The 26,405-nt window shown below is 70.0% G+C and carries 25 protein-coding genes and 2 pseudogenes; 13 read left to right on the top strand and 14 right to left on the bottom strand.

The genetic code is table 11. The features are described from left to right. Positions 1–239: 239 nt before the first annotated feature. The 6 genes from ALI22I_RS05165 to ALI22I_RS05140 are packed head-to-tail and all read right to left on the bottom strand — an operon-like array spanning position 240 to position 5,644. Entirely contained in the window at positions 240–596 is a 357-nt protein-coding gene (locus tag ALI22I_RS05165) for a nuclear transport factor 2 family protein (protein ID WP_077004388.1), read from the bottom strand. Next, positions 593–1,531 (bottom strand): VOC family protein, encoded by a 939-nt coding sequence (locus ALI22I_RS05160; RefSeq protein ID WP_077004387.1) that lies wholly within the window; start codon positions 1,529–1,531, stop codon positions 593–595. Before ALI22I_RS05160 ends, ALI22I_RS05165 begins: the two co-directional genes overlap by 4 nt. Then, positions 1,528–2,556 (bottom strand): amidohydrolase family protein, encoded by a 1,029-nt coding sequence (locus tag ALI22I_RS05155; protein WP_077004386.1) that lies wholly within the window; start codon positions 2,554–2,556, stop codon positions 1,528–1,530. Before ALI22I_RS05155 ends, ALI22I_RS05160 begins: the two co-directional genes overlap by 4 nt. Beyond that, the gene (locus ALI22I_RS05150) at positions 2,553–3,677 is read right to left on the bottom strand and encodes an FAD-dependent monooxygenase (RefSeq protein WP_077004385.1); all 1,125 of its coding nucleotides are present in this window, start codon (positions 3,675–3,677) and stop codon (positions 2,553–2,555) included. The genes ALI22I_RS05155 and ALI22I_RS05150 overlap by 4 nt, the downstream gene beginning before the upstream one ends. 21 nt (positions 3,678–3,698) lie before the next feature. Next, positions 3,699–4,667 carry a cyclase family protein gene (locus tag ALI22I_RS05145; RefSeq protein WP_238598114.1) on the bottom strand — a complete coding sequence of 323 codons (969 nt, stop codon included), beginning with the start codon at positions 4,665–4,667 and terminating at the stop codon, positions 3,699–3,701. Beyond that, positions 4,664–5,644 carry a fumarylacetoacetate hydrolase family protein gene (locus ALI22I_RS05140; RefSeq protein WP_238598113.1) on the bottom strand — a complete coding sequence of 327 codons (981 nt, stop codon included), beginning with the start codon at positions 5,642–5,644 and terminating at the stop codon, positions 4,664–4,666. The genes ALI22I_RS05145 and ALI22I_RS05140 overlap by 4 nt, the downstream gene beginning before the upstream one ends. On the opposite strand from ALI22I_RS05140, the gene ALI22I_RS05135 reads away from it, so the two are divergent. Then, the gene (locus tag ALI22I_RS05135) at positions 5,631–6,605 is read left to right on the top strand and encodes a LysR family transcriptional regulator (RefSeq protein WP_238598112.1); all 975 of its coding nucleotides are present in this window, start codon (positions 5,631–5,633) and stop codon (positions 6,603–6,605) included. The genes ALI22I_RS05140 and ALI22I_RS05135 overlap by 14 nt on opposite strands. A 161-nt stretch (positions 6,606–6,766) precedes the next feature. Here ALI22I_RS05135 and ALI22I_RS05130 read toward each other — a convergent pair. The 3 genes and pseudogenes from ALI22I_RS05130 to ALI22I_RS05120 all read right to left on the bottom strand — a co-directional run. Beyond that, a pseudogene (locus ALI22I_RS05130) lies at positions 6,767–6,910 on the bottom strand (IS5/IS1182 family transposase); the annotation flags it as partial. A 201-nt stretch (positions 6,911–7,111) separates the two neighbouring features. After that, the gene (locus ALI22I_RS05125; RefSeq protein ID WP_077004384.1) at positions 7,112–8,113 is read right to left on the bottom strand and encodes a PDR/VanB family oxidoreductase; all 1,002 of its coding nucleotides are present in this window, start codon (positions 8,111–8,113) and stop codon (positions 7,112–7,114) included. After that, the gene (locus ALI22I_RS05120; protein ID WP_077004383.1) at positions 8,113–9,246 is read right to left on the bottom strand and encodes an aromatic ring-hydroxylating dioxygenase subunit alpha; all 1,134 of its coding nucleotides are present in this window, start codon (positions 9,244–9,246) and stop codon (positions 8,113–8,115) included. Before ALI22I_RS05120 ends, ALI22I_RS05125 begins: the two co-directional genes overlap by 1 nt. Before the next feature lie 109 nt (positions 9,247–9,355). Between ALI22I_RS05120 and ALI22I_RS05115 the strand changes: the two genes are divergently transcribed. Both ALI22I_RS05115 and ALI22I_RS53080 read left to right on the top strand, forming a co-directional pair. Continuing rightward, a complete protein-coding gene (locus ALI22I_RS05115) occupies positions 9,356–9,940 on the top strand; it encodes a PadR family transcriptional regulator (RefSeq protein WP_077004382.1) in 585 nt (194 codons plus the stop codon). 127 nt (positions 9,941–10,067) lie between these two features. Next, a pseudogene (locus tag ALI22I_RS53080) lies at positions 10,068–10,451 on the top strand (transposase family protein); the annotation flags it as partial. A 369-nt stretch (positions 10,452–10,820) separates the two neighbouring features. Here ALI22I_RS53080 and ALI22I_RS05105 read toward each other — a convergent pair. The 4 genes from ALI22I_RS05105 to ALI22I_RS05090 all read right to left on the bottom strand — a co-directional run bounded on the left by ALI22I_RS05105 (position 10,821) and on the right by ALI22I_RS05090 (position 14,920). Next, positions 10,821–11,600 carry an SDR family NAD(P)-dependent oxidoreductase gene (locus ALI22I_RS05105; protein WP_077004381.1) on the bottom strand — a complete coding sequence of 260 codons (780 nt, stop codon included), beginning with the start codon at positions 11,598–11,600 and terminating at the stop codon, positions 10,821–10,823. Further along, positions 11,597–12,904 (bottom strand): histidinol dehydrogenase, encoded by a 1,308-nt coding sequence (gene hisD, locus ALI22I_RS05100; protein ID WP_083751447.1) that lies wholly within the window; start codon positions 12,902–12,904, stop codon positions 11,597–11,599. The genes ALI22I_RS05105 and hisD overlap by 4 nt, the downstream gene beginning before the upstream one ends. A gap of 70 nt (positions 12,905–12,974) precedes the next feature. Then, on the bottom strand, positions 12,975–13,928 hold the full coding sequence (locus ALI22I_RS05095) for a VOC family protein (RefSeq protein WP_077004380.1): 954 nt from the start codon (positions 13,926–13,928) through the stop codon (positions 12,975–12,977). After that, positions 13,925–14,920 carry a fumarylacetoacetate hydrolase family protein gene (locus ALI22I_RS05090; protein WP_077004379.1) on the bottom strand — a complete coding sequence of 332 codons (996 nt, stop codon included), beginning with the start codon at positions 14,918–14,920 and terminating at the stop codon, positions 13,925–13,927. Before ALI22I_RS05090 ends, ALI22I_RS05095 begins: the two co-directional genes overlap by 4 nt. Positions 14,921–15,232: 312 nt before the next feature. Between ALI22I_RS05090 and ALI22I_RS05085 the strand changes: the two genes are divergently transcribed. The 10 genes from ALI22I_RS05085 (at position 15,233) to ALI22I_RS05040 (ending at position 25,409) form a co-directional block, all read left to right on the top strand. Further along, a complete protein-coding gene (locus tag ALI22I_RS05085; protein WP_077004378.1) occupies positions 15,233–15,538 on the top strand; it encodes an antibiotic biosynthesis monooxygenase family protein in 306 nt (101 codons plus the stop codon). Positions 15,539–15,585: 47 nt separating this feature from the next. After that, positions 15,586–16,710, top strand: a complete 1,125-nt coding sequence (locus ALI22I_RS05080) for an FAD-dependent monooxygenase (RefSeq protein ID WP_077004377.1) — start codon at positions 15,586–15,588, stop codon at positions 16,708–16,710. Beyond that, on the top strand, positions 16,707–17,729 hold the full coding sequence (locus tag ALI22I_RS05075) for an amidohydrolase family protein (RefSeq protein ID WP_077004376.1): 1,023 nt from the start codon (positions 16,707–16,709) through the stop codon (positions 17,727–17,729). Before ALI22I_RS05080 ends, ALI22I_RS05075 begins: the two co-directional genes overlap by 4 nt. A gap of 18 nt (positions 17,730–17,747) precedes the next feature. Then, positions 17,748–18,704, top strand: a complete 957-nt coding sequence (locus tag ALI22I_RS05070) for a fumarylacetoacetate hydrolase family protein (protein ID WP_077004375.1) — start codon at positions 17,748–17,750, stop codon at positions 18,702–18,704. A gap of 224 nt (positions 18,705–18,928) precedes the next feature. Beyond that, positions 18,929–19,960: a LysR family transcriptional regulator gene (locus tag ALI22I_RS05065; protein ID WP_077004374.1), complete on the top strand. Its 1,032-nt coding sequence runs from the start codon at positions 18,929–18,931 to the stop codon at positions 19,958–19,960. 66 nt (positions 19,961–20,026) lie between these two features. Then, the gene (locus ALI22I_RS05060) at positions 20,027–20,809 is read left to right on the top strand and encodes an SDR family NAD(P)-dependent oxidoreductase (protein ID WP_077004373.1); all 783 of its coding nucleotides are present in this window, start codon (positions 20,027–20,029) and stop codon (positions 20,807–20,809) included. A gap of 137 nt (positions 20,810–20,946) precedes the next feature. Next, positions 20,947–21,462, top strand: a complete 516-nt coding sequence (locus ALI22I_RS05055) for a cupin domain-containing protein (RefSeq protein WP_077004372.1) — start codon at positions 20,947–20,949, stop codon at positions 21,460–21,462. Positions 21,463–21,628: 166 nt separating this feature from the next. After that, positions 21,629–22,792 (top strand): sugar ABC transporter substrate-binding protein, encoded by a 1,164-nt coding sequence (locus ALI22I_RS05050; RefSeq protein ID WP_077004371.1) that lies wholly within the window; start codon positions 21,629–21,631, stop codon positions 22,790–22,792. Next, the gene (locus ALI22I_RS05045) at positions 22,792–24,333 is read left to right on the top strand and encodes a sugar ABC transporter ATP-binding protein (protein WP_083751431.1); all 1,542 of its coding nucleotides are present in this window, start codon (positions 22,792–22,794) and stop codon (positions 24,331–24,333) included. The genes ALI22I_RS05050 and ALI22I_RS05045 overlap by 1 nt, the downstream gene beginning before the upstream one ends. A 2-nt stretch (positions 24,334–24,335) precedes the next feature. Beyond that, complete coding sequence (locus ALI22I_RS05040; RefSeq protein ID WP_083751430.1) at positions 24,336–25,409, top strand: ABC transporter permease; 1,074 nt, start codon at positions 24,336–24,338, stop codon at positions 25,407–25,409. Between the two features lie 672 nt (positions 25,410–26,081). On the opposite strand, the gene ALI22I_RS05035 is transcribed toward ALI22I_RS05040, so the two are convergent. Beyond that, a complete protein-coding gene (locus ALI22I_RS05035) occupies positions 26,082–26,366 on the bottom strand; it encodes an integrase core domain-containing protein (RefSeq protein WP_202970702.1) in 285 nt (94 codons plus the stop codon). Between the last annotated feature and the right edge of the window lie 39 nt (positions 26,367–26,405).

Here is a 26,405-nt window from a genome sequence, read left to right as displayed (position 1 = left end):
CCGCCCGCGCAGGCTCACCTGTCCGTCGAGAGCGAGCTTCGAGCTCCGTGTTTCGTGACCGAGGACTGTGCGGGTCGCTGGGGTCACGAACGGCTCATGGGATGTTGCGCCGAGAGCGCTGCTATTAGATCGTGCGCGTGCCCTGCACAGGCTCTGACCTGGAGTAACACTGTCGGAACGAGGATTGTCGAGGTGGGGATGGGCGGGGTGTTCTGCGGCGTGGACTGGGCCGAGGACCATCACGATGTGTTGTCGTACCAGCCCGCGCCGTCGGCGTGGCTGCGGCCGTGGTCGCCGAGCACGTGCACCGCGAACAGCGACGAGCGGGTGCGCGCGGTGTCGCCGTCGATGTCGATGGTGTGCGCGGCGCTCAGGTGCCACGTGGCCTCGTACCGCCCCAGGCTCCTGGCGGCGAACTCGCTGATCTCGGCCCGACCGCGCGCGATCGTCGGACCGAGCAGCTCCAGCTCACCATCCACTGTGTACAGCTCCGAGTAGCCGTCCCAGCCGCGCAGGTCGAGCCTGCGGGCGAACTCGATGAGCAGGTCGCCGATCAGGGCGCGGTCGACGAGCCACCGGAGCTGCTCGGAACTCATACCGGCGGCGCCACGAACAGGCCCTTGTCCGGGTCGTTGAACGACTTCGCGGCGACGAACTCGTCCATCGCGTTCGCCGTGCCCCACTGGTCGCTGACCTCCGGGTCGCTGAAGTCGTGCAGGCCGGGGTGCCAGGTGTCCTCGTCGAGTGTTTCCAGCTCGGTCGTGTACTCGACGGTGTTGCCCTGCGGGTCCAGGAAGTAGGAGAACGTGTTGTTGCCCGCCTTGTGCCTGCCGGGACCCCAGATCTTCTCCACGCCGGAGCGCAGCAGCCGTCCGGTGCCGCGCATGTACTCGTCGAGTCCGCGCAGCTCGAAGCTCGCGTGGTGCAGTGAGGGGTGCGGGCCGCGGGCGACGGCGAAGCTGTGGTGCCAGGCGTTGCAGCGCATGAACCACATCATGTTGCCCATCCGCGGGTGCATGAGGGTGTCGGACAGCGCGAAACCCAGGTGCCGTTCGTAGAACGCCACGGTGCCCTCGGGGTCAGCCGAGTTGATCACGACGTGGGACAGCCTCACCGGCACCGACTCGCGCTCCTCGACCTTGCGGTGCGCGCGCAGCGCGACGTCGGCCGACACCTCGACCGTGCGGCCCTCGTTGTCGAAGAACCGGAAGCCGTAGCCGCCGCCGGGCGTGAGCAGCACGCCGGGTTCGGACACGAGCTGGACGCCGTCCTGGCCGAGGCGCAGCGCCAGGGTGTCCACGTCGGCCGGCGTCGCCGCGCCGAACGCGATCAGGTCGATCCGCTTGTCGGCGGCCTGGCGCAGCCGGACCACGTACTGCTCCGGCGAGCCCTCAGCGGCCAGGAACGACAGGCCAGAGTCGGTGGCGACCTCGGTGAGGCCCCACAGCCCGGTGTAGAAGCCCTGCTGCGTCCGGAGGTCCGGCACGGCGAGGTCGACGTGCCGCAGGTGGGTGATGAGCCGGTCGGTCATGCGTACTCCTCGACTGTCAGGGTGGCTGGGACCAGTCCCAGCCGGATGGCGTTCCCGTTGAGCACCGCTCGTTCCTCTGCGGGCGGCAGACCGGCCGCGGCGAGCCTCGCTACCGGATCGGGCACTCCCATGTCGAACGGGAAGTCTGAGCCGAGCAGCACCCGGTCCGCCCCGGCCGCCCGGACCAGTGCGCGCAGGGCTTCGGGGGAGTGCACGAGCGAGTCGAAGTGCAGGCGGGTCAGGTAGGTGCTCGGCCGCCCCGAGCAGCCCCGCGCCTCGGGCCGCACCTCCCACGCGTGGTCGGAGCGGCTGAGGAACGTGGGCAGGTAGCCGCCGCCGTGCGCGGCGACGAGTCGCAGGTCCGGAAACCGGTCCAGCACCCCGCCGAAGATCAGGTGCGACAGCGCCACCGCGTTCTCGACCGGCTGCCCGACGGTGTTGGCCAGGTAGAACCGGTCCAGCCGCTCGTCGAGCGTGCAGCCGAACGGGTGCAGGAACACCACGGCCCCCAGCTGCTCGGCGCGGGCCCAGAACGGGTCGAGGCGCGGGTCGGACAGCTCGACGGTCCCGGTCGCGGTGGGGGCGTGCGAGGAGATCTCGACGCCCACGAGCCCGAGCCCGATGGCGTCCTCCAGCTGGTGCACGGCGAGGTCCGGGTGCTGCAACGCGACCAGGCCGAGCCCGGACAGCCGCTCGGGCGCCCGCGCCACGAGCGCGGAGATGCCCCGGTTCGCCAGCGCGGCGATCTCCCCGGCCGTCGCCGGGTCGGCCCAGTAGTGGTACTGCGACGGGGACGGCGACACCACCTGCACATCGATCCCGGCCGCGTCCATCGCAGCCAGCCGCGCCTCCAGGTCCGTGAGCAGCGGCCACGCCTCGCGGACCATGCGCCCGGACACCGCCTCTGACTCCGCGCCGTTGCGCCGCAGGTCGAGCGCGCGCTGCGCCTCACGGCCCGAAGAGCCGCCCACCAGCGCCTCCACCTCGGGCAGGATCGCGTGGGCGTGCACGTCGACGGCGGTCACGCGGGGTCCCTGACGAGCGTCGAGATGTCGCGTATGAGGCCGGGCACGTCGCCGCGCTCGCGGTCCAGCAGCCACTGCCCGATCTGCACCGAGGCGTCGACCACGGCACGGGCGCGGGCGGCGCGGCGAGCGGTGAAGTCCGTCCACAGCGCCTCGTCGAGCCGGTCCGCGGCGAGCAGCAGCTCGGCCAGCACGGCCGCGTCCTCCAGCGCCTGCGCGGCGCCCTGGGCGAGGGTGGGCGGGCACACGTGCACGGCGTCGCCGATCAGCACGACCCGCCCGCGGTGCCACGGGCCGTCCAGGAAATGGGTCTCGAACCGGGTGTAGTTGACCGCGCTCGGATCGGTGAGGTGCTCGCGGATCTCGTCCCACGGCCCGTGGTAGCCGGCGGCGAGGCCGCGCACGATGGCGAGCCGCGCATCGGGCGTGAGCGCGCTGCGGTCGGTCGCGTCCTCCACGAGGTAGGCGTAGAGGCTGTCCTCGCCGGTGGGGCAGTAGCCCGCGATGTGACACGGCCCGCCGTGGACCATGTCGGTCCGGGTGATCGACGCGGGTCTGCGGGTGAACACCCTCCAGATGCCCATGCCCGTCGGCCGGGTCTCCAGTTGGACGCCGAGCGCCTGCCGCGTCCACGAGCGCACGCCGTCGGCCCCGACCGCCAGGTCGTAGCGCCCGTGCGAGCCGTCGGAGAACGTGACCCGCACGCCGGTGTCGTCCTGGTCCAGGTCCGTGCACGTGGTGCCGAAGCGGACCTTCACGCCGAGGGAGGTCGCCCGGTCCAGCAGCACGCGGGCCAGGTCGGGCCTGGGCATCCCGAGGGTCGCGGGCAGGTCGGGTCCGCCGGTGCGGATGTCGGGGATCTCGAAGAGCAGGGTGCCATCGGGCGTGCGCATGCCGACCGAGTTGAACGGGTACCCGGCGGCTAGCACCGCCTCCCATACACCGAGCTGCCGTAGCACGCGCAAAGCGTTGCCCTGCAAGGTGATCCCGGAACCGGTGGTCGTCGCGTCGGTCTTGATCTCGACCAGGTCGACGGCCACCCCCCGCTCGGCGAGCAGGATGGCGGTGGCCGTTCCGGCGGCGCCGCCACCGATGACGAGCACGCTGCTGACAGCGGGCATCACTGCCTCCTTCTCACTTGCTCACTTGACGGCGATGGGGTTGACCGGGGCGCCGACCGCGCCGGTCACCGGGATGGGCGCGGCGGTCAGCCAGAACTCGTACCGGCCGTCGGCGGCGCAGTCGGCCGCCAGCGCGTCGAAGTCCCACATCTCGCCGAGGAACAGGCCGATGTGGGGGATGGCGACCTGGTGCAGCGGCTGGAACGCGTGGTCGAACTCGTTGGGGCGCACCTCGAAACCCCAGGTGTCCGTGGCGATCCCGGCGATCTCGCTGCGGTGCAGCCACGTCGCCGTGGTGAACGACAGACCGGGAGCGGGCCCGCCCGCGTAGTCGCCCCAGCCGTCGCGCCGCGCCCTGGTGAGCTGACCGGTGCGCACGCAGAGCAGGTCGCCGCGCCGCACCCGCACGCCGTGCGCGGCGGCCGTGGCGTCCAGGTGCTCCGCGGTGATGGCGAAGCCGTCGGGCAGTTCGCCGTCCGTGCCCAGCACCCGGCCGACGTCGAGCAGCACGCCGCGGCCCGCGATCAGGCCCGCCACCGTCTCGATGCCGGTGACCCCGTCGCCGAGGCTCGTCACGACGTCACCCGCGCGGCGGCCGTTGTAGGCCATGCCGTGGTCGAAGATGTGGCCGAGGCCGTCCCACTGCGTGGAGGCCTGCAACGGCATGAACACCACGTCGTCCGCGCCGCCGATGCCGTGCGGGAACCCCTGCGTGCCGCGCTCGGCGTCCAGGCCGGTGTCGAGCATCGTGTGGACCGGGTTCGTGCGCCGCCGCCAGCCCTTCTGCGGACCGTCGGCGTCGAAGCTCTGCGCCAGCGAGAACGCCGCGCCTCGCCGGATCAGCTCGGCGGCCGACGCCCTGGTGGCCTCGTCGAGGAAGTTCAGCGTGCCGATCACGTCGTCCTCGCCCCAGCGCCCCGCGTTGGAGCAGAGCTTCGCGGCTGCGGCGATGGCGCCTTCCGGATCGGTCCGGTCCAGGTCGCCGGTCACGGTGCCACGCACCGGACCCGCTGGGTGCCCAGCGCGGTGATGGTGCCCTCCATGACGTCGCCCGCGCGCAGCAGCCGCCCGTGGTGCAGGCCGTTGCCCGCCGGGCTGCCGGTGAGCACGAGGTCGCCGGGCAGCAGCGGCACGGTCCGCGAGGCAGCGGCGACCAGCGCGGCGACGTCGAAGATCATGTCCTTTGTGGACTCGTCCTGCATGGCTTCCCCGTTGAGCCGCAGGGTGATCGTCGGGTTCTCCGGCACGAACTCCGCAGGTACCAGCCACGGCCCGGTCGGCAGGAAGCCGGGAGCGTTCTTCGCGCGGAACCAGTCCGTGCCGATCTCCGGCATGTCCCGGCGGAACACCAGGTCCCGCGTGGTCACGTCGTTGACGATCGTGTAGCCGGCCACGTGCTCCAGCGCATGCTCGCGGTCCACCCGGAACGCGGGCCTGCCGATCACCGCGGCCAGCTCCAGCTCCCAGTCGTGCTGCTCGGAGTACGCGGGCAGCACCAGGTCATCGTGCGGACCGGCGATCACCGTGGGCAGCCCGAGGAAGAAGTACGGCTCGCCCTGCGCGATCCGGCGGTCCATCATCGCCGCGACCTCGGCCCGAACCTGCTCCTCGGGAACGCCCGAGGCGTGCTTCACGGCCAGGTCGATCACGTGGGTCCGGTAGTTGGCCCCCGCCTGGAGGACCTGCCGCGGCGCGACCGGGGCGTGCACCGCGAGGCCGTCCAGTGGCCGCCAACCGTCGGGCTCCGCGGCCAGCGCGCGCAGCCGGGGAAGCGCGGCGTCCCAGTCGGACAGCAGGTCGGAGACGCTCTCGGGCAGCGCCCGCGCGCGGTCGTCCACGACGAGCGCGGTGAAGGGCGGGGCGTCCCCGTCGGACAACACACCGAGGGCGAACACGTCGTTGGGCATGTGCCCACCCTGGTCCGGGCGGTGGACATCAGGGAAGCCGAAGTTCATGATGTCCGACATCAGTCGGGTCGATGAGGAGCTGCTGATGAACCTGGCCACGCTGGACCTGAACCTGCTGGTCCCGCTCGACCACCTGCTGCGCGAGCGCAGCGTCACCCGTGCCGCCGCCCGGCTCGGACTCGGCCAGCCCGCGCTCAGCGCGTCGCTGGCCAGGCTGCGTCGCCACTTCGGCGACGAGCTGCTCACCCGCGTCGGCAACAGCTACGAGCTGACACCGCTGGCCGTGCAGCTCCGCGAACGTACCGGGACCGCGCTCGCGGGCGTCGAGCGAGTGTTCGCCAGCGAGCCCGTGTTCGACCCGAGCACGTCGCAGCGCACCTTCTCGGTGCTGGTGTCGGACTACCCGATGGCCGTGGTCGGCGAGCACGTCGGCCGCATCCTGGACGAGACCGCGCCGCGCGTGCGGCTGCGGTTCGACCGGTACACCACGCCGATGATCGACGCCGCCGAGGAGACCCTGCGGATGGTCGACGGACTGGTGCTGCCGCACGGGTTCGTCTCCGACATGCCGCACCTCGACCTCTGGACGGACGACTGGATGATCCTCGTCGCCCGGTCCAACACCGCCGTCGGCGACTCCCTCACCATGGCCAACCTCGCCGAGCTGCCGTGGGTGCTGACCTACCACGCGCCCTCGGCGTTCACACCCGCCTCGCGCCAGCTCCAGGTGCTCGGCGTCGAACCGCGCGTGCAGCTCGTGGCGGAGAGCTTCCTCGCCCTGCCGTGGCTGATCGTGGGCACTGACCGGATCGCGCTGGTGCAGGCCGAACTGGCGCCGCGGCTCACGTTCGGCGGCGAGGTGCGCGCCCTGCCGTGCCCGTTCGACGCCATGCGCCTCACCGAGGCGCTGTGGTGGCACCCGGTGCACGACCGCGACCCGGAACACAACTGGCTGAGATCGGTGTTCGCCGAAGCAGGCCGCAGGATCGAGACGCGCCGGGCCGACAAGCCGGAGGAATAGGTCTCGGCCCGCGATTCCCGCTCCGCGGCCCCCGGAAAATGTGTCAAGTGCCGGGTTTGATGGAGGGTGTGATCACCCGCTCGGTGTCGAGACGGGTGCGGTTGTGCGGTGATGGTTGGTCTCATGTTCCACGGGCGGGATGAGGCCGAGTTCGCCGTGTAGTGAACCAGCACCAGCAGGGCTTGTCGCCCGGCATCGTGCCTGCGCCACCTGGATCCCAACTCCCGACGGTGCGTGCGGATCAGGCCGGACACGAACCTCAGGGTCCGATGTGACAATGGCAGCGCGGCACGACAGAACAACACGTGAATCCCTGGCTGATGCGGAACGATCTTGGTCGATAGCTCTGCTACCAGGGGCTTCGCCATGCCCGCGGGTCGACACGCCGAGGGGGATCAACCTGTCACGACCGCAAACCCTTGCCCTCCAACGCATCCAGACCAGGATGAAAATGGCTCAGTGGTGTTCATGGAGGTGTCCTGGGGTGAGGGATACGGTATCCCGGATCAGGTGAGGTTGAGGGTGACGGTGGCGCGGTCGCCGGTGGTGCTGGCCACCACACGGGAGACGCAGAGGCACAGTTTGGTGGAGTGCTGCTTCTGCGCTTCGCTGAGGAAGACGTCGCGGTGGTCGATGGTGCCGTCCACCTCGACGACCTTGGCCAGGCAGAGTCCGCATTCGCCCTTGCGGCAGTCCGAGAGCGTGTCGACCCCGGCTGTGTTCAGGGCGTCCAGGATCGAGGTGTCGGGTGCGACCACGACCTCGCGGTCGTGCTGGGGGAGGCGTACCAGGAATTCCTCGGCGCCGAACCGGCCGCTGGACCCGAAGGTTTCGAACCGCAGGTTGGTCTGCGGAAGCGCGTGCTCGGTCCAGCTCGACCTGATCGCGTCCATCAGACCGATCGGGCCGCACATGTAGAGTTCGGTCGTGGCCGGGTTCGGTGCTGCAGCGATGTCGCCGACCAGGTCGGGCACCGACAACGGCGTGCCCTCGTCGTCGACGTGAACGCGGATCCGGTCGCTGTGCTCGGCGCTGAGCTCGTCGAGGTAGGCCATTACCCGGCGGCTGCGGCCGACGACCACGAGGTCGTAGTCGGCGCCGCGGCGGCGCAGCGCGGAGGCCATCGCGACCAGTGCGGTGACGCCGATGCCGCCGGCGACCAGGACGTAACGACTGGCGCCGACCGCGAGCGGGAAGTTCTGCACGGGGCCGGTGACGGTGAGCTCGTCACCGATGGCCAGTGCGTGCATCGCCTTCGAACCACCGCGGGAGGTGGGGGAGAGCTGCACGCTGAGGGTGAGCCGGCGGCCGCCGTTTTCGGACCGGACGACGGAGTAGGAACGGACCTGCCGTCGGCCGTGGATGCGCAGATCGACGTCGACGTGCGTACCGGGGGCCGCGTGCTCGGGGCGCTCGACCTCCAGCACGATCCGGCGGACGCCGTCCGCCACGTGGTCGGCCTCGACGATCTGTCCGCGCTGCCAGCGGGACTGGGACTGGACCGCCATCAGGCACCCCGCCCAACTGCGGGAGCCGCCGACGGCCGCCCCTCGGCTGCCAGCATCCGCTCCAGGATCTGACGCACCCACATCCCGCCGGCGTCGATGTTGAGGCTGTAGAACTCGTGCTCGGGGTTGGCGTCGATCGCACTCTGCTGGGCGCGCAGCATGTCCTCGTCCTCGCCGAAGACGCCGTGCACGCCCTGGCGCAGCTGGGTGGTGATGGTCTGGCTGTCCAGGCAGTAGTTGCGCATGAACGCCCAGAAGTAGTGACAGGTGCGGTCGGTCTCGGGGGTGATCGTGTTCATCACGTAACCGTTGACACCCTGGCTGCGGTCGCCCTCGGGGGCGCCGGTGCCGGCCTTGGCGACGCCCACGTCGATGCAGATCGTGCCCGGCGCTTCGAACCTGATGATCTGCCAGCGGTCGACCTTGCCCTCGAAGCCTGGGAACTTGTCGCGCATGTTCTTCAACCAGAACGGCGGTGCGTCGATGTCGCGCATCCACCGGGTGACGGTGACAGTGTTGCCCTCGTGGACCACGTCGAACTCGGCCTCGGAGAGTGCCTCCTGGCCGATGCTTGAGGAGTGCACGAACTCTTCATGAGTGAGGTCCATCAGGTTGTCGAGCACCAGCTGGTAGTTGCAGTCGGCGTGGATGGTCTCGCCGTCACCGGCCCAGGCCGGGTCGTCCATCCGGTGCATGTCGGGCACGGTGGACGGATCGGCCAGGTCGGGATCGCCCACCCACACCCAGACGTACCGGTAGCGCTCGACGACGGGGTAGGAGGGGACGACCGCGCTCGGGTTGAGGGTCTCCTGCGCGGGCATGCCGGTGCAGCGACCGGTCGAGTTGTAGCGCAGGCCGTGGTAGGGGCACTGCAGCTCGTCGCCGAGGATCTTGCCCTTCGACAGCGGTGCGAGCCGGTGCCAGCAGGCGTCCGCGAGCGCGACGGCTCGGCCCTCGGTGTTGCGCCACAACGCCAGCGGTACGCCGGCGACGGTGCGTGCCAGCGGCTTCTTGGCGGTGACCTCGTGGTCCCAGGCCGCGACGTACCAGCCGTTGCGGGGGTAGTTGAAGATCTTCGCGGCGGCGGTGGTCGGTGCCACCGCTTCCACCGGTGGAGGGGCGGTCAGGGTCATGGGACGACTCCCTATGGAGAGAGGTATCTGCAGCGCGAGTCACAAGTTATCTATGGGTATAGTTAGTTGGCAAGAGCGGATAGCGTGACTGATCCGGAGGGCAGGGACCTTGTCGCTGCGATATGCGCTGATCGCGCTGCTGACCGGTCGTCCGATGACCGGGTACGACCTCTCGAAGAGCTTCAGCCGCTCGGTCGCGCACGTCTGGCACGCCCCGGACTCGCAGATCTACCCCGAGCTCAACCGGATGGAGCGCGACGGACTGCTCGACTCCGTCGAGGTGCCCTGGGGAAAGAAGGGGACCAAGAAGGAGTACCACGTCACCGACGCGGGGCTCGCCGACTTCCGGAAGTGGATGGAATCGCCGCTGGTGCCGCAGCGGCAGCGGGACCCCGCCTACCTGAAGGCGGCGTACTTCGACTTCGCCGACCCCGAGGCGGTGCGCGACCAGCTGCGACAACAGCAGGCGTACTGGGAAGAGCACCTGGCGATGCTTGAGGGCACCCGGGCGACCCTCGTCGACCGCAGTCACCCCACCCTGGCGGCAAGGATCGGCAAGCTGAACGAGCGCGAGGCCGAGCTGACCGTCCGTTACAAGATCTACGCCTACGACGGGCTGATCGCCCACGCTCGCACCGAGCTGGCGTGGATCGAGGACGGCTTCGCACTGGTCGACGAGCTGTACGGCTCCTGACGGGTCTATCCCTGTGGGGTTCCAGAAGTCGGCCATACGGTCTGACCTGCGTTTCGGGTCTGTCAATCGAGCGGCTCTGACCCGTAGTCGGTGGTGACATGGAGTAGCTGACCGCGATCATGATCTTGTGATGGATGTCGACTCCCTTGTGGGGACGGTGTTTTCCGGACTGTCGGCGTTGGTCGTCGAGGACGTGGCGGAGAGCGGCGGCATGGTGGTGGTCACGGCCCGCACCCGGGATGTGGCCGTGCCGTGTCCGGTGTGCGGAACTGCCACGGCGAAGGCGCACGGCTATCACCACCGGGCGGTGAAGGATGTGCCGGTCGACGGCCGCCAGGTTGTCGTGCACCTGCGCGCCCGGCGGCTGGTCTGCCAGGCTCGGAGCTGCCCCCGGCAGACCTTCCGGGAACAGGTTCCGGGACTGCTGGAACGTCACCAGCGCCGCACGGTGCGGCTTGTCCGGATGGGCAACAACGGCGAAGCTGTGCTCTCCGAGCTGATCTCGCAGGCCGTGACGCTGGCCGGCGTGCCAAACCCATCCCCGCGCTGGACGGAGCTGGCCGACCTCGCTCTCATCCGCGTGCGCCTAATTCCTGATAGGCCCTCACCTGAGGCCCGCACGACGGAGGGGTGCCCGCCAGCTCGGGAAGGGGGCTCGAATGGTGGTGGGGCAATGCGCGCGTCGTGAGGTAGGCCGACGCCGGTCAGACCTGGGTGTGGAGGGGGCCCGAGTTGCAGGTGATCGCGTCGGTGAGTGCCTGGGGCAGGTCGAAGGGGTGGCCGGTGGTCTCGGCGTAGGCGCGCGGTGCAGGTTGAGGACGATGCGTTCCGCGTCGGGCAGGACGGGGCCACGTACGTACGGCGGGGCCGGAGCCGTGGGTCACGAGGGGGCGATCATGCCGGCGGAGAGGTCGATGTCCGCGCCGCAGAGTCCGGGCATGGCGAGCATCGCCACCAGGGCCTTCGCCACTTCGTCCTCCTCCACCAATCTGCCCAGGGCCGCCCGGGACGCGAACGCCCGCTCGGCCTCTTCCGGTGTGCTGCCCGTCAGTTCGGCCTCCAGCCGGAAGTTGCGGTCCATGCGCGGGCCGCGCACCGGGCCGGGAGAGAGGGAGTTGACGGCGACACCGTGGGGTCCGACCTCAGCGGCGAGGGTGCGGGTCAGGCCCAGCAGGGCCATCTTGGAGGCTGTGTAGGGGGTGCGGTTGAGGAGGGGGCGTTTGCCGCTGACCGAGGCGATGTTGACGATGTCACCGCGGCCGGCCCCGATCATCGAGGGAAGGAAGGCCCGGCACATCAGGTAGACGCCGCGGACGTTCGCGGAGAAAACCCCGTCCCACTCGTCGGGTTCGACCTCGGTGAGAGGCTTCACCGGGCCCGCGACGCCCGCGTTGTTGACCAGGACGGAGATGTCCTCCTCGGCGAGCGTGTCCGTGAGTGCCGTGACCGACGCCGGGTCCGACACGTCGCACACCGCGGTGCGGGCCGTGCCACCCTCCATGGACACACGGCGAGCCGCACCGGAGAGGGCCTGCTCGTTGCGGCCGACGAGGATCACCCGGGCCCCGGCCTGTGCGAGCGCGAGGGAGAAGGCCCGCCCGAGCGGGCCCCCTCCGCCGGTGACCAGTGCCGTACGGTCTCGCAGGGGCAGGGTGGTCATGCCCGCACCGCCCAGGGCAGTTCGTCTCCCGCGGCCTTGGCGGCCCGTACGTCGCCGGACCGGGCGTGTCCCTCGAACAGCTCGATCCGGGCGGCCCGGCCGCACAGCCGGCCCAGCAGGGCCTGCGACTCGGTGTCCGTGACCTCCTGGTAGGTCACCGTCTTGAGGTACTTGCCGACCCACAGACCGCCGGTGTAGCGGGCGGCGCCGCGCGTGGGCAGCACATGGTTGGTGCCGATGACCTTGTCGCCGAAGGACACGCAGGTGCCCTCGCCGAGGAACAGCGCACCGTACTGGGTCATTCGCTCCAGTGCCTCGCGCGGGTCGGCGGTGAGCACCTCCACGTGCTCGTACGCGAACTCGTCGGCCAGCGTGTACAGCTCGTCCACGGAGTCCACCACGATCACCTGGCCGTGGTCCCGCCACGCCGGCTCCGCGAAGTCCTTTGTCGGCATGCCGGGCAGCAGCCGCTCCACCTCGGCGATGGTCCGCTCGCCCACCTCGCGGGAGGTGGTGATCAGCACGGCGGGGGAGTCGGGGCCGTGCTCGGCCTGGGAGAGCAGGTCGACGGCGCAGATGAACGGGTCGGCATCAGCGTCGGCCAGCACCAGGATCTCGGTGGGGCCGGCGAACAGGTCGATGCCGATCTCGCCGAACAACTGCCGCTTGGCCTCGGCGACGTACGCGTTGCCCGGCCCGGCGATCAGGTCCACCGGTCGCATGGTGTCGGTACCGGCGGCCATCGCGGCGACGGCCTGGACACCGCCGAGCAGCCAGATCTCGTCGGCGCCCGCCAGGTGCGCGGCGGCGACGGTCGCGGCGGGGACCTCGCCGCGGATCGGCGGGGTGCAGGCGACGACCCGGGGCACGCCCGCGACCTTAGCCGTGACGATGGTCATGTGGGCGGAGGCGGTCAGCGGGTAGCGGCCCCCGGGGATGTAGGCGCCCGCGGCCTGGACGGGGATGTGCTTCTGACCGAGCTTCACGCCGGGCAGGGTCTCCACCTCGAACTCGCCCAGGGAGTCGAGTTGGTGGCGGGCGAACGTGCGCACCTGCTCCTGCACGAAGCGGATGTCCTCGATGACCTGGGCGGGCACCGAGGAGACGATCTCCTCGATCTGCTCCGGTGACAGCCGGAAGGACTCCGGGCTCCATCCGTCGAACTTCTCGGAGTACTCGCGCACTGCCGTGTCGCCGCGTTCGCGGATGTCCGCGATGACGTCGGTGACCGTGGCGCGCACGGCGTTCAGATCGACGGTGACCTGTTCCTCGGAAACGGCGGTCTTCAGAAATGTCTTCGCCACGGTGGCGCCTTTCTCGGATGCTTCGGGGGTGTTTCGCCAGAGGGGGCGGCGGGTGCTGATCACATCCCGGTCACACGGGCGGGGCCTCGAACAGCACGTCGGGGTCGTTGAACTGTTCCTTGGCCACCGACTCGCTCATCGGGTCGGCGGTGCCCCACTGGTCCTGCGTCTGCGGATCGTCCACGTCGTGCCGTCCGGGGTGCCACAGGTCCTCCTCCAGGACGGCGAGTTCCGTGGTGTACTCGACGGTGTTGCCGTGCGGGTCGTGGAAGTAGGCGAAGGTGTTGTCGCCCGCCAGGTGGCGGCCGGGCCCCCAGGTCAGCCGTGTCCCGGCGCGCAGCGCCCGTCCGGTGCCGCGCATGTACTCCTCCACTCCGCGCATCTCGAACGACGCGTGGTGCAGGGAGACATGGGGGCCGCGCGCGATGGCGAAGGAGTGGTGCAGCGGGTTGCACCGCATGAAGTACATGAGGTCACCCATGTGCTGCGAGAACAGGGTGTCGGAGAGCCGGAAGCCCAGGTGCCGCGCGTAGAAGTCCCGAAGTCCCGCCGGATCGGTGGAGTTCACCACGCAGTGCGAGAGCCGGACCGGGACCGCCTCCCTCTCCTCGATCTTGCGGTGGACCCTGTTCTCCACGTCCGCGGAGACCTCGACGACCCTCCCGTCGGGGTCGAAGAACCGAAAGCCGTAGCCGCCTCCCGGAGTGTCCATGGCGCCCGGTTCGCTGACCAGCGGGACGTCCGCGGTGCCCAGCCGTGCGGCCAGCTCGTCGACATCGGATACCGAGGCGGCGCCGAAGGCGACCAGATCCATGCGCTTGCGCTGGTCCTTGCGGATGCGGACGACGTACTGCTCGGGGCTGCCCTCGGCCGCGAAGAACGCGATGCCGCTGTCGTTGGCGATCTCGGTCAGTCCCCACACCTCGGAGTAAAAGGTGCGCTGCTGGTCGAAGTCGGGCACGGCCAGGTCGAAGTGACGCAGATGTGTGATGGGCTGGAAGGCGTCGGAAGAAGTCGAGGTCATCGGATGCTCCTGACGGTGTTGCGCTGGTGCCCGAGGCCGGTGATTTCGGCCTCCATGACGTCGCCGGGCGCCAGGAACACGTTCCAGTGGGCGCCATTGCCGGCCGGCGAGCCGGTGAGCAGCAGGTCTCCCGGGCGCAGGGTGCTGGTGGTCGAGGCGTAGGCGATGAGCCGGGGGATGTCGAAGATCATGTCCTTCGTCGACTCGTCCTGGCGTACGACTCCGTTGTGGCGCAGGGTGATCCGGAAGTCGGACGAGTCGCCGACGAAGCTGGCCGGCACCAGGAACGGCCCGGTCGGCAGGAAGGTGTCGGCGTTCTTGGCGGTGAACCAGTCGGTGCCGATGGCCTTCAGATCCGGGCGGTAGAGCCGGTCACGGGTCGTGATGTCGTTGCAGATCGTGTATCCGGCGACATACGACCACGCGTCCTTCGGGGCGATGTTCCGCCCTTCACGGCCGATGACAAGCGCGAGCTCCAGCTCCCAGTCGTGCTGCTCGCCGAGCTCCGGCAGCACCACCTCGTCGTAGGGGCCGCACATCGCGCGCGGCGAGCCGAGGAAGATGTACGGCACGCCGTTGCGGGCGCGTTCGTCCATCATCTTCTCGGCGTCGGCCCGCGCCTCGTCCGGGGTGGCCCCGTGCACGCTCTCCTTCTCGGCCGCGACCAGATCCACCACGTGACGCCGGTAGTTGGCACCCGACTGGAGGATCTGGCCGGGCTCGATCGGGGCGTGCACGCGCAGGTCGGCCAAGTCGTGCCAGGCGCCGTCCGGTGTCTGCGGTTCCTCGGCGAGAGCGGCCAGCCGCGGCAGCACCCCGTCCCAGTCCTCGACCAGCGCACGCACCGACGCCGCCACGTGCGACAGATCGCGCACCCGGGTGGCGGTGACCAGTCCCGGGAACGGATCGCCGCCATCGCGGCTGAAGGTGCCGAGCGCGAACGGCCCGGCGTGTAGGGGTAGACGATCAGGCACGAGCGACTCCTCGTCCATGGGTGACAGGGGAAGTGACAGGAAACGGGATGCGGACAGGGCATCCACTGGGAACGCTAGGCATCAGCGAGTGCCCGGCGGAAATGGTCATCGGCGATGCCAGCCATCACGTTCGGCCGCTACTCCCCGTTACCCCAGATCACGCATGGTTCCCGGCTGGTCCATCGCCGTAGGGCATGGATGACGTGCTGATTCGCGATGCCCGAATCCGTTGACCGCGCGGTCGCCACTCACGGAGGGTCATGCAACGCAGACCCGACGGCGGGCGTTGGGTGTGCTGGACCGTCGCACCCGGAACGTCAGGAGAATCTGGTGATCGTCGAGCACGCGGAACTGGCCGTATCGGCCGGCCAGGAGCAGCAGTTCGAGGCGGCCTTCGCCGAGGGACGCAAGGTTCTGGCCGAGGCCGACGGCTTCCGCTGGGCCGAGTTGCTGCGCTGCGAGGAGCGGCCGCAGACCTACCTGCTGCTCGTCAGCTGGGACAGCGTCGAGGCGCACACCGTCGGTTTCCGCAGCTCCGAGCGGTTCCAGCGCTGGCGTTCCCTGGTAGGCCCGTACTTCGACAAGGCCCCGGTCGTCGAGCACTACCACGAACTCGGGGACCGCTTCACCGGCTGACGGACCGGCCTTCCCATACCTCTCATCTCACACGGCAAGGAATGCCCATGGCAGTGGACAAGGTGCTCGTCGTCGGCGGCGGCATCACCGGAAGCGTGCTGTCGCTCGCGCTGACGCAGCGAGGCGTCGACGTCGACCTGGTCGAGATCTCACCTCAGTGGTTCGGTGTCGGCCACGGCATCACCCTCCAGGGCAACGCGCTGAAGGCGCTGCGCTCGGTGGGCGTCCTGGACAAGGTGCTCGCCCGGGCGGTGCCCTACGACGGTCTGCGACTGCGCCAGGCGGACGGCGAGCTGATCACCGATCTTGCGGTCGCCCACACCGGCGGACCCGACCTTCCCTCGACGGCCGGCGCGCTCCGCTCCGACCTCCAGAACGCCCTGTGCGACGCGGTGTACGCCCAAGGGGTGCACGTCCGGCTGGGCCTCACCGTCGAGCGGTTGGAACAGTCGACCAGCCGTATGGAGGTGACCTTCACCGACGGCACCACGGGGAGCTACGACCTGGTCGTCGGCGCGGACGGCATCAAGTCGCACATGCGCTCCCTGATCGGCATCACCGTCGAGCCGCGCCCGGTCGGCATGTCCATCTTCCGGGTGGTCGCCGACCGCCCGGCCGAGCTGGACTGCCACGAGGTCTACTACGGCGGCCCCCGCTACAAGGCCGGCTACAGCCCCATCTCCCCGGACAAGTGCTACGCCTACCTGCTGGACGAGAACCTGGACGCCTCTCTGGTGGGCCCGTCCGCCCCGGTGTCCCTGCTGCGGGAACGCGGCGAGGGATACGGCGGCACCTGGGGCAGGCTCATCGCCGCGCTGCCCGACGACACGGCGGTCGACTACCGCTGGATCGAGACCGTGATTATCGACGAACCGTGGTACCGGGGGCGGACGATCGTGATCGGTGACGCGGCGCACGCGTGCCCGCCCCTGGTCGCGCAGGGCGCGGCGATGTGCGCCGAGGACGCGGTGGTCCTCGCGGAGCTGCTCGTCGGTGACGACCCGGTCGAGATCGCGCTCAAGGCGTTCATGGCACGGCGGATGCCCCGTGTGCGGATGGTGCTGGAGAACTCCCTGAAGCTGGCCGAGTGGGAGATCCACCCGGAGACGCCGGGGGCCCACCCGGCCCGGCTGATGACCGAGACCCTCGACGCGCTGCGGGCCCCGGCATGATCACGCCTGTCGTGGACTTCCACGGCCACTTGGCCGTCCCCGCGGCGGACGAGCTGTGCGCCGGTACGGAGGGACTCGCGGCCGAGTTCGCAGCCGAGCAGCGGGCGCACGCGCCCGAGTCGCTGGCGGCCAACCGCGCCCAGTTGTCCCGGCTGCGGCCCAAGCTGACCGACGTACGGGCAAGGCTGGCAGACCTCGACGCGATGGGCGTCGACATCCAGGTGGTCGGGCCGATGCCCATGCACCACTACTGGGCCGACGAGGACCTCGCGCAGCGCCTGGCCCGTACGACCAATGAGGCGGTCGCCGCGCACTGCGCGCAGGCTCCGGAGCGGCTGTGCGGCCTGGGCACCGTGCCGCTGCAGCACCCGCACCTCGCGGTGGAGCTGCTTCAGGAGGCGGTCACCGGACTTGGGCTGTACGGGATCAGCGTCTCCACCTCCGTCGACGGCCGCGAGCTGGCCGACCCTGCCCACGACCCGGTGTGGGCCAAGGCCGAGGCGCTGGGTGCGGTGGTGTTCGTCCACCCCTGGGGCTGCTCCCTCGGGGAACGGCTCGCCGTCCACTACCTCGGCAACACCGTCGGCCAGCCCGTGGAGACCACCGTCGCGCTGTCGCGGCTGATCTTCGGCGGCACACTCGACCGCTTCCCGGGGCTGAAGCTGGTCGCCGCGCACGGCGGCGGCTACCTGCCCACGTACATCGGACGGTCCGACCACGCATGGCAGGTACGCCAGGACGCGCGGGGCTGCGCCCACCCGCCGAGCACCTACCTGCGGCGCATGTGGTTCGACGCCTTGGTCTACACGCCCCGGGGACTGCGCCACCTGGTCGAGGAGGCCGGGGCGGACCGTGTCGTTCTCGGCACCGACCATCCCTTCGACATGGGCGTCGAGGACCCGGTGGCGCGCCTGGACGCCGCGGGGCTGGACCCGGGGGCCCGGGCCGCGATCGCCGGCGGCAACGCCATGGACCTGCTGGGGACGGTCCGGCGGGCACCCACCCCCACCCACCACTGAGCACGGGAGAGACACACGATGCGTTTCGCGACATACGAGCACGAAGGCGCCGAGCGCGCGGGTGTCGTCCGGGATGGGGTGATCCACCCGCTGCCGGACGGCACCACGGTGCTGTCGCTCCTGGAGAACGGGACGTTGCGGGAGGCAGGCGAGCGGGCCCTGGCCGGGGACGGCGGTCCGCGGGTCGAGGACGTCCGGTTGCTGCCTCCGCTGAAGCCGCCGTCGATCCGTGACTTCGTGGGCTTCGAGGCGCACATCGAGGGCGTCTCGAAGGCCCTGGACGGTCTGGAGCACATCCCAGAGGAGTGGTATCGGGCGCCGAACTTCTACTTCACCAACCCGCACGCCGCCTACGGCGCCCACGACGAGGTGCCGGTCCCGGCCGGGTGCTCGGTGCTCGACTGCGAACTGGAGGTGGCCGCCGTGATCGGCCGGCCCGGGCGGGACCTCACGCCCGAGCAGGCCGGGGACCACATCGTCGGCTACCTGGTGTTCAACGACTGGTCCGCCCGTGACCTGCAGAAACCGGAGAAGAACCTTGGGCTGGGTTTCTCCAAGGGCAAGGACTTCGCCAACACCCTCGGCCCGTTCCTGGTGACCGCGGACGAGGTGGAGGACCGCAGGGACCCCGACGGGTTCCTCGACCTGGAGATGACCGTCACCGTCAACGGCGACCTCATCGGCCGTGACACCCTCGCCAACTGCTCGTGGACCTTCGAGGAGATGATCGCCTACGCCAGCCGCGACACCTGGGTACGCCCGGGAGACCTGCTGGGCTCGGGCACCTGTGGCTGGGGCGCCCTGGCAGAGCACTGGGGCCGCAACGGCGAGCGGACCCCGCCCCCGCTCACCCCGGGTGACGTGGTGACGCTGACCGTGGAACGGCTCGGCAGCGTGTCCAACCGGATCGTGCCGGGCCGCCAGGACGTCTACCTGCCCCGGGCCCGCAGGCGCGGGCGTACCCCGCGGCCCTGAGCGTGGGAACCGTAGAGCCGCACGTCCACGGGCTGCTGCGGCGGACCGCACCAGCACCACGGGTGGCGTCGCGAATGTTATCCGTGGCACCGATGGCTGGTATGGATCTCGGTAACGGCCGCACGCCACCCCTTCCGTGCCCTGATTGCTCCCGTTAAGCTCACCGCCCTGGTTAATCCCGTGTTTCGGCGCTCGTTCGGTGACATTGCCGGAAGGGGACTCGGATGGGGCTCGGAACGATCGACCTCAACCTGCTGGTGGCGCTCGAAGCGCTGTTGCAGCAGAAGAACGTCACCCGGGCGGGTGAACGCCTGAACACGAGCCAGTCCGCGATGAGCGGCTCGCTGGCGCGGCTGCGCCGACACTTCGACGACGAGCTGCTGGTGCGGGTGGGCCGGGAGTACGAGCTGACGCCGCTCGCGGAGCGCCTTCTGCCCGTCGTGCAGGCGTCCCTGCAGAAGGCCGAGGAAGCCCTGTCCCTGACTCGTCGGTTCATTCCAGCCACCAGCGACCAACGGTTCTCCGCCGTCATGTCCGACTACGTGATGACGGTGATGGTGGAGCCGCTCCTGCGGGTCATCGGGCAGGAAGCGCCGGGCGTGCGCATCGACTTCCACCCCATCACGCCCGGACAGCTGGAGAGCGAGACGCATCTGGCTTGCCACGACCTGCTGATCGCTCCGCTCGGTTACGGGGTGCCCGGGGTCAACGAGGCTGTGCTGCGCGACCGGTTCGTGTGCATCGTCGACCCGGACAACCCACGGCTGGTGGACGGACGGCTGAGCCTTCGGGACCTGGCCGAGATGCCGCACGCGGCGGCCGGATTCGGCAAGAGCCTCACGCCGTCGGACCGCCAGCTGGAGATGCTGGGAGTCACGCCGAAGATCCAGGTCAGCACACCTGGCTTCAGTGTCCTGCCGTTCGTGGTGGGCGGCACGGACCTGGTGGCGCTGGTGCCGGAGCGGCTGGCCCGCCGGTACGCCGACTTCGCGCGCTGCGCCGTCGCACCGGCGCCGTTCCCCAACGAACTGCCGCTGGTCGAGGCAATGTACTGGCATCACAAGCGCCATACGGACCCTGGGCACACATGGCTGCGCGGCGTGGTCCGTCGTGTCGGCGCGGAACTGGCCGAACCCGGCATGCCGGCTCCCGCCGCCGGGGCATCGGCGACCGGCGCTGCCGCCGTTCAAGCCATGGCGGCTCCGGATGCCAGCCATCGGCAACAACCGTTTCCGCATCTCGTCCCCGCTTCCTAGCGTGAGTCCCGTGCCGGGTACGGCCGAGTGCCCGGACGGGACACAGGCGGGAAACAGGAGGAAGCCGTGAGTCGAAGGCGTCTGGAAGGCCGAAGCGTTGTCGTCACCGGTGCCGCCCGCGGCCAGGGTGCCGCCGAGGCAGAGGCCGCGGCCCGCGAGGGCGCCACCGTCTTCGCCACCGACGTCCTCGGCGAGGACGGCGAGGCCCTCGCCGCCTCCCTGACCGCCCAGGGCCTGGACGTCAGCTACCGGCACCTCGACGTCTCCTCACCCGACGACTGGGCCGCTCTCGCCGACTGGCTGGAGGCACTCGGCCGTCCCCTGCACGGCCTGGTCAACAACGCCGGCGTGCCGGTACGCGCGCGGCTCGGCGAGGTCGACGTCGCCGACTGGAACAGGGCCTTCGCGGTCAACACCACCGGCGCCCTGCTGGGCATGCAGGCCATGGCCCCACTGATGCGCGAAGGAGGCTCGATCGTCAACGTCGGTTCGGTCGCCGGCCTCGTCGCCCACCACGCGGTCGCCTACACCGCCAGCAAGTGGGCACTGCGCGGACTGTCGAAGGTCGCGGCGCTGGAGCTGGCTCCCCGGGGGATCCGTACGAACATCATCCACCCCGGATACATCGACACACCGATCATGGCCAACGCCAACCCCGTGTTCGTGAAGGCGCATCTGTCGATGACGCCCATGAACCGGGCCGGGATCCCCGAGGAGGTGGCACCGCTGGTGGTGTACCTCCTCTCCGATGAGTCGGCGTACGTCAACGGCGCCGAGATCACCGTCGACGGGGGATTCTCGGCACACGGCGGCACCAAGGCGTTCACCGACGCGCTCGACGCCGTGTAAAGCCCTCCGCATTTTTCCTCCTCTGACGCCCTGCGGTGTTTTCCGCACCGGACGGCGGGCTGCGCTGTGCCCTTTTCCGGCAGCGCGCCGATTCATTCACCACGCTGATTTCATTCGTTCACTGAAAGGTGAGCTGTATGAGCTGGATCTCTCGCCGGGTCGTCACCGGTCACGACGACAACGGAAAATCGGTGTTCCTCTCGGACGGACCGCCGCCCGTGGTGCGGACCGCACCGGACGGCGCGGTCTTCCACGAGCTGTGGAACACCCGCGAAACGCCGGCCCGTATAGACCCTGACGAACCGGAGCCGACGCAGATCTCCCTGACCGTGCCGCCCGACCCGAACGGGACGAAGATCAGGATCAACGAGTTCCCACCGGGTGCCGTGTCACCGATGCACCGTACGCAGACCGTCGACTACGGCATCGTGCTGCAGGGGGAGGTCGTCCTGGTGCTCGACGACACGGAGACCGTGCTGCGGCCAGGGGACGTGGTCGTGCAGCGGGGCACCGATCACCGCTGGGAGAACCGCTCCCAAGCGGTTGCCCACATGGCGTTCGTGCTTGTCGACGGCGAATTCTCCGGCCAGCTCAGGAAGCGGCTTCCCGAAGGAGTCATGGAACACCTGCTAACGGATCCGAATCACCCCTGACATCGCTGTCGAGGCAGCCGCGGATCAGCAGGAGCGCATGCATCATGTTCCGCGATGGCATTCATGCTGATTCGCAATTTCCCTTGCAGTCGCCCACTGTGTTCAATTCCAGCAACCACCGGCTCCGGAATGGCAATGCTGCCGCCACCGCTCCCCAAGGAGAACCGTGTCAGAACAAAGGCGTTCACTTCCAAGGCTTGCCCTCCCCCTGATCGTCGCGGCGATCACCGCCATCACCGCCGCCTGCGGCGCCTCCCAAAGCACCTCGGCCAGCGGGCCCTCCGACTCCGGGACCTCCAAGGAGGCGCGCGCCGCCCTGGAGACGGCCTTCAAGGGCGCCACCGGCGACTTGCCGGAGGTCACCGCGAAGCCGAAGGCAGGGGTGAACCTCTGGGTCATCTCCTGCGGCCAGCAGCAGCCCGGATGTGTGGAGCCCAGCGAGGCCGCCATGGCGGCCGGCAAGGCCGCAGGCTGGAAGACCAATCTCTGTGACGGCAAGCTCAACCCCAGCGGCTGGGGGGCCTGCATCCGGCAGGCGATCAGCGCCAAGGCCGACGTGATCATGCCCGTGGGCGTCGACTGCCCGGCCGTCCAGGGCCCCCTCGGCGAGGCCAAGAAGGCCAAAATCATCACCATCGGCAACGGCGGCATGGACTGCGACGTAGCTGGCGGCGAGAAGCTGTACTCCGCGGTCACCACCCCCCTCAAGAGCATGACCCTCGCGGACTACCGCGCTCGGATGGGTGCGCTCCAGGCCGACTACGTCATCGGCAAGACCAACGGCAAGGCGAAGGTGCTCCTGGTCAACTTCACCGACCCGATCTGGGGCCCGATGATCAGCAAGGGCTTCCGTGACGAGCTCAAGCAGTGCGCCGGCTGCGAGGTCGTCAAGCAGCTCGACGTCGGCAACCAGGACCTCGTCAACAACACGCTCGGCTCCAAGTTCTCCTCCGCCCTCCTCGGGGCGCCGACCGTGAACGCGGTCGCCTTCCCGATCGACGGCTGGCTGCAGGCGGGCATCGGCCAGGCCATATCCTCCTCCGGACGGCGTGCCCAGCTCACCGTGGTCGGCAACTTCGGCAACGCGGCCAACGCCGACGTCATCCGCAGCGACGGCGCGCAGGACGGCGACGTCGGCTACTCCTCGAAGCAGCTGTCGTGGGCCGCCATCGACGACGCCGTCCGGCTGATGGCGGGCCAGAAGCCCGCAGGGTCGGCGGGCGTCGGCCTCGTCGGCATCGACGCCGACCACAACCTGCCCAAGAAGGGCAGCTCCTACGAGCCGCCCGTCGACTACGTCAAGCACTACACCACCGGGTGGGGGAAGTAGTGAGCCGCCCGCCCGGCACGGCACTGCGGATCACCGGGCTGACGAAGCAGTTCGGCGGTACCACGGTGCTCCACGGCACGGACCTCCGGGTCCGTGCCGGCACCGTCCACGCGCTGCTCGGCGGCAACGGCTCCGGCAAGTCCACCACCATCAAGATCCTCGCCGGCGCCCACAGCGCCGACGGCGGCACGATCGAGGTAGGCGGGCGCAGCTGGGAAGCCCGGAACTTCTCGGCCGCCGCCGCACAGGCGGCCGGGCTCCGCTTCGTCCACCAGGACCTCGGGGTCTTCGACGACCTCACCGTGGCGGAGAACATCGCGCTCGCCTCCGGCTGGCCCACCCGGACGGGCGCCCGGATCAGCTGGAGGGCGCTGCACGACCGGGTCACCACACTGCTGGAGCGGTTCGAGATCGACGCCGACCCCCGCGCCCCGCTCGGCACCCTGCGCCCGGCCGCCCGCACCATGGTCGCCATCGCACGGGCACTGCAGGAGACCGACCGGGAGGACCTCGTCCTCGTCCTCGACGAACCCACGGCGAGCCTGCCCGAGCACGAGGCTAGCTTCCTTCTGGAGTCCGTACGCCGGCGTGCCGACCAGGGGCAGACGGTGATCCTCGTCAGCCACCGCCTGAGCGAGGTCATCGCCGTCACCGACGACTACACCGTGCTGCGGGACGGCCGGGTCGCCGGCACCCTCGTGGACCACCGCCCCACGGAGTCCGAACTGGTGGAGCTCATCGCCGGGCGCGCACTGGACGAGGCCGTGCGTCCTACCGTGAGCAAGAGCCGGCCCCGCCCGGTGCTCACCGTCACCGACCTGACCGGCGGCACGCTCAGTGGCGTTGACCTCGAGATCGGCGCGGGTGAGATCGTCGGCGTCGCGGGCCTGCTCGGCTCCGGCCGCACCTCGCTGCTGCGCACCCTCTTCGGCGACCACCGGCCGACCAGCGGCACCATCGAACTCGACGGCGCCCGGGTGTCCTTCACCGGCCCCGGCGACGCGATGCGCGCCCGAGTCGCCTACGTCCCCGAAGACCGGGGCGCTGATGCCGCGTTCGCGGACCTCCCGCTGCGGGCCAACCTCTCGATGTCGGTGCTCGGCCACTACTGGCGGCGCTGGCGCCTGGACCACGGGGCCGAACGCCGCGACAGCCAGGACCTCGTGAGCCGCTACGGCGTCAAGGCACCCTCCGTCGAGGCGGCGTTCAGCACCCTGTCCGGCGGCAACCAGCAAAAGGCCGTACTGGGCCGCTGGCTGCGCCGCGATCCGCAACTGCTGCTCCTCGACGAGCCCACCCAGGGCGTGGACGTGATGTCCCGCGCCGACATCTACACGGTGATCCGCCGCACCGCAGCCTCTGGCTGCGCGGTCCTCGTCGCCTCCTCCGATCTGGAGGAACTGGCAGCCCTGTGCGACCGGGTCCTCGTGCTGCACCAGGGCCGCGTCGTCGCCGAGGCCGACGGCGAGGGGCTCAGCGCGGACCGCCTCGTCCACCTCGTCCAGCGTTCACCGTCCCTCACCTCCGGAGCCAGGACATGACCATGAGCGGTGTTACCTCTTCCGCATCCTCGCCCCCGACGCCCCCGTCGCCGGCGAAATCCGAGAGGTCCGAGGAGACGGAGCCGACCCGGCGCACCCGGCGGCCCGCCCTGTCGCCGGGCCAGCTCGCCGAGCGGTACACCCTTCCCGCCCTGGCCGTCGCCGTGGCGGTCTTCTTCAGCCTCTACCCGCCGAGTGCCGCGGTCTTCCCAACCTCCGCCAACCTCAGCGTAGTGACCGGCAACCAGTCGGTCATCGCCCTACTGGCACTGGCCGCCCTCGCGCCGCTGGCCGCCGGCTACTTCGACTTCTCCCTCGGGGCGAACGCGGCGACCAGCTCCCTGGTGTGCGCGGCGCTCATGGCCCGCCATGGCGTGGGCGTCGTGCCGGCGGTGCTCGCCGCGGTGGCGACGGGCGTGCTCATCGGACTGGTCAATGGCATCATGGTGGCCCGGTTCCAGATGAGCTCGTTCATCACCACCCTGGGCAGCGCCACCCTTCTCGGCGGGGTCATCCAGTGGTACTCGGGCGGCCAGACCATCAGCGCGGGCGTCTCACCCGCCCTGCTCGACTTCGGCTCCGAGCAGTGGCTGGGTCTACCCCGCGTGGTGTCCGTCGTCGTCGTTCTCGGTGCCCTGATGTGGTATCTGCTGGGCCACACTCCATACGGGCGGGCCCTGTACGCCATGGGATCCAACCCCAGGGCGGCGAACCTGGTCGGCATCCGCGTCCGGCGCAACCTGCTGCTGACCTTTGTCATCGCCGGAGCGCTCGCGGGGATCGCCGGCGTCCTGCAGACCGCCCGTGTCGGCGGAGCCACCGCGGACAGCGGCACCAGCCTGCTCTTCCCCGCTTTGGCCGCGGTGTTCCTGGGCGCGACCGCGATCGAGCCGGGCCGGTTCAACGTGCTCGGCACGATGATCGGCGTGGTGTTCGTCTCCGAGACCGTCAGTGGCCTCACGCTGGCCGGTGCCAGCGACTGGGTCGACCCGGTCTTCAACGGCGCCGCGCTCCTGCTGGCCGTGGGCCTGTCCACCTACTTCGGGCGCAGGCGGGCCGCCGGAGCCGCCGTCTAGCGAGGTGGCTCCGGCGGCTGGCCGGCTACGGAGGGCGTCAGCGGCGGTGCCAGGGCAGAGCCTCCAGGCGTTCGGGGTTCCGGACGGGTGGTTCGGCCCGGCCGCGGCGCGGAGCAAGGCGTGCCTGATCAAGGTGGACCCGTCGGTGAAGTCCGGGTACGTCTGGGCGGACCGGCCGCACGAGTCGTCCTACTCGCCGTCCGAACAGCACCAGTGCAACTCCACCGGCGCGGTGAACACCGTGGCCCGGGAAAGTGCCGGTCGCTACACGGTGCGGTTCCCGGGTCTCGGGACCGACAGCGGAACCGTCGACGTGACCAGCGCGGACGGGAACGACCGGGTCTGCTCGGTGGAGGACTGGGGCCCGCGCCCCAGGACGAACACGACCAGGACGTCCACGTCGTGTGCGTCGACCGCGACGGTACGCCCACCGACTCCTCGTTCACGGCGTCGTTCCTGTTCACCATGGGCGGTTCGGGCTCGATGGCCTACGTCCGGGCGGACAAGCCGTCCTCGCCGCCCTACACCCCGGACTCGAACTACCAGTTCAACCCGGTCGGCGGGCTGAACACGGTGGAGCGGGAACAGGAGGGCACCTACCTCGTCTTCCTGCCCGGGCTGCACGGGAACCCTGTGGGGTGCCAGAAGTCGGCCATATGGTCTGACCTGCGGTTAGGCTGTTGTGGGTTCGTACTCGTTGATCATGCCGCCGAGGATTGGTCGGCGGCGTATCGACGTGTGGTTCGGCTCTGCGATCGGGTGGTCCGGTCGTGGTGGGGTGAGTTGTCGGGCTTGGTGTGGTCTGCGGTGGTTGTAGTGGTTCGCGTAGCGCTGCAGCACCGCCCGCAGGTGGTGTTCGTTGAGGATGAGCAGGCGGTCGGTGACTTCGCGTCGGACGGTGCCGACGAACCGCTCGGCGTAGGCGTTGGCTCGTGGACACCGTGGTGGGATCTTCACGACTTGGATGCCGGTGTCGGCGAGGACGGCGTCGAACGA

The sequence above is a fragment of the Saccharothrix sp. ALI-22-I genome, assembly GCF_001984175.1.
Lineage (GTDB): Bacteria > Actinomycetota > Actinomycetes > Mycobacteriales > Pseudonocardiaceae > Actinosynnema.
This window is presented reverse-complemented; position numbering and strand designations above follow the sequence as displayed.

Bases quoted from the DNA above. Each gene is read 5' to 3' on its own strand.
- ALI22I_RS05165 (WP_077004388.1), bottom strand. From the start codon at position 596: ATGAGTTCCGAGCAGCTCCGGTGGCTCGTCGACCGCGCCCTGATCGGC.
- ALI22I_RS05160 (WP_077004387.1), bottom strand. From the start codon at position 1,531: ATGACCGACCGGCTCATCACCCACCTGCGGCACGTCGACCTCGCCGTG.
- ALI22I_RS05150 (WP_077004385.1), bottom strand. From the start codon at position 3,677: ATGCCCGCTGTCAGCAGCGTGCTCGTCATCGGTGGCGGCGCCGCCGGA.
- ALI22I_RS05135 (WP_238598112.1), top strand. From the start codon at position 5,631: ATGATGTCCGACATCAGTCGGGTCGATGAGGAGCTGCTGATGAACCTG.
- ALI22I_RS05140 (WP_238598113.1), bottom strand. From the start codon at position 5,644: ATGTCGGACATCATGAACTTCGGCTTCCCTGATGTCCACCGCCCGGAC.
- ALI22I_RS05125 (WP_077004384.1), bottom strand. From the start codon at position 8,113: ATGGCGGTCCAGTCCCAGTCCCGCTGGCAGCGCGGACAGATCGTCGAG.
- ALI22I_RS05120 (WP_077004383.1), bottom strand. From the start codon at position 9,246: ATGACCCTGACCGCCCCTCCACCGGTGGAAGCGGTGGCACCGACCACC.
- ALI22I_RS05105 (WP_077004381.1), bottom strand. From the start codon at position 11,600: ATGACCACCCTGCCCCTGCGAGACCGTACGGCACTGGTCACCGGCGGA.
- ALI22I_RS05095 (WP_077004380.1), bottom strand. From the start codon at position 13,928: ATGACCTCGACTTCTTCCGACGCCTTCCAGCCCATCACACATCTGCGT.
- ALI22I_RS05090 (WP_077004379.1), bottom strand. From the start codon at position 14,920: ATGGACGAGGAGTCGCTCGTGCCTGATCGTCTACCCCTACACGCCGGG.
- ALI22I_RS05080 (WP_077004377.1), top strand. From the start codon at position 15,586: ATGGCAGTGGACAAGGTGCTCGTCGTCGGCGGCGGCATCACCGGAAGC.
- ALI22I_RS05075 (WP_077004376.1), top strand. From the start codon at position 16,707: ATGATCACGCCTGTCGTGGACTTCCACGGCCACTTGGCCGTCCCCGCG.
- ALI22I_RS05070 (WP_077004375.1), top strand. From the start codon at position 17,748: ATGCGTTTCGCGACATACGAGCACGAAGGCGCCGAGCGCGCGGGTGTC.
- ALI22I_RS05065 (WP_077004374.1), top strand. From the start codon at position 18,929: ATGGGGCTCGGAACGATCGACCTCAACCTGCTGGTGGCGCTCGAAGCG.
- ALI22I_RS05055 (WP_077004372.1), top strand. From the start codon at position 20,947: ATGAGCTGGATCTCTCGCCGGGTCGTCACCGGTCACGACGACAACGGA.
- ALI22I_RS05040 (WP_083751430.1), top strand. From the start codon at position 24,336: ATGAGCGGTGTTACCTCTTCCGCATCCTCGCCCCCGACGCCCCCGTCG.